Annotated in this window: 1 protein-coding gene and 1 pseudogene; both read left to right on the plus strand. The window is 67.0% G+C overall.

The window, feature by feature from the left end:
* Positions 1–1,004 (plus strand): biotin synthase BioB (bioB, locus tag PGX04_RS21160; protein WP_273740318.1); only part of this gene is annotated, 1,004 nt, incomplete at its 5' end.
* Positions 1,005–1,032: 28 nt separating this feature from the next.
* A pseudogene (locus tag PGX04_RS21165) lies at positions 1,033–1,561 on the plus strand (transcriptional regulator); the annotation flags it as partial.

Raw genomic sequence — 1,561 nt, forward strand, 5'->3', positions numbered from 1 at the left:
CGGTCGAGGCGCTCGCGGAGGCCGGCGCGGCCGTGCGCGATCACTTCGGCGACGGCACGGTCGACGCCTGCTCGATCGTCAACGCGAAGGCGGGCAACTGCGCCGAGGACTGCGGCTTCTGTGCGCAGTCGGTCCACTTCGACACCGGCATCGACACCTACGGGTTCCTCGGCCCCGAGAAGATCCTCGAGGCGGCCAAACGGGCCGAACGCGACGGTGCCCAGCGCTTCGGGATCGTCGTCGCCGAGAAGGGCGTCTCGAAGGAACACCGGCCCGAAGAGTGGGAGGAGGTCCTCGAGTCGATCCGACTCGTCCGCGACGAATGCGACCTCGAGGTCGACGCCTCGCTCGGCATTCTGACCGAGGAGGAGGCCGAAACCCTCGCCGCAGAGGGGATCAACCACTACAATCACAACATCGAGACCTCTCCGAACTACTTCCCCGAGATCGTCGGGAGCCACAGCTTCGAGGACCGAGTGCAGACGCTCGAGGTCGCCAAGGCGGCCGGGATGGACCTCTGTGCCGGCGTCATCCTCGGCATGGGCGAGACGCCGACCGACCGGGTCGAAGCGGCTATCGCCCTGCAGGACATCGGCGTCTCCTCGCTCCCGGTGAACGTTCTCAACCCCGTTGCGGGGACGCCGCTGGCCGAACGGGGCGTCGACATCAGCACGTCGGAGATCGTCGAGACGGTCGCGGTGTACAAGCTGCTCCATCCCCACGCACGGGTCCGCCTGACCGGCGGCCGCGAGGTGAACCTCGAGCCGGACGAACAGCACTTGCCTCTCGAGGCCGGCGCTGACGGCATCCTCACGGGCGACTACCTCACGACCGAGGGCCAATCGCCCGGCGACGACATCGAAATCATCGAGCGCGCGGGGCTCGAGCCCAACCGGGACACGAACGACTTCGATCCGGAGGCGGTCAAGGCCCGACGGAGCGACTCCGCGGAGTCATCGACCGACACGACGGCGAGTACGGGCGCGGAACCGAGCGACGACTGACGCGAAACGATAGCGGCAGACGATATCCATGAACGAAATCACGTTTGCGGTACTCGGAACCGGTGGCATCGGCCGACGAGCACTCGAAGTGAGCCAGCACAAAGACGCGCTAACGCCCGTCGCGGCGTGTGACCGCCACGGCGTCGCGTTCGACTTCAACGGCCTCGACGTCGACGAACTGTTGGCGGCGACGGAGGGGAACATAGACAACGAAGTCGCGACTGATGGAGGTGCAGCGACCAGGGAAGGCGAGAGCGGCGTCAAACAGCACGGCGAAGACAGGGGCGTCATCGCCTCGAGCCAGGCTCGATCCAGCGAGGATCCGATTCAGGAGATCATCGATCACGGCGACCGGATCGACGCGGTCCTGCTCGCGCTGCCGAACTACGAGCACGACTTCATCCCCCGAACGGCCGACCGGTTCGCGGAGGGCGGCTACGCCGGGGTCATGATCGACGTGCTCAAGCGCTCGCGCGTGATCGACATGCTCGACGACCGCAGCGAAGCGTTCGCCGAGGCCGGCATCACGTTCATCTGCGGCGCGGGCGCGACGCCCG

This window comes from Natrinema soli, from assembly GCF_028618695.1.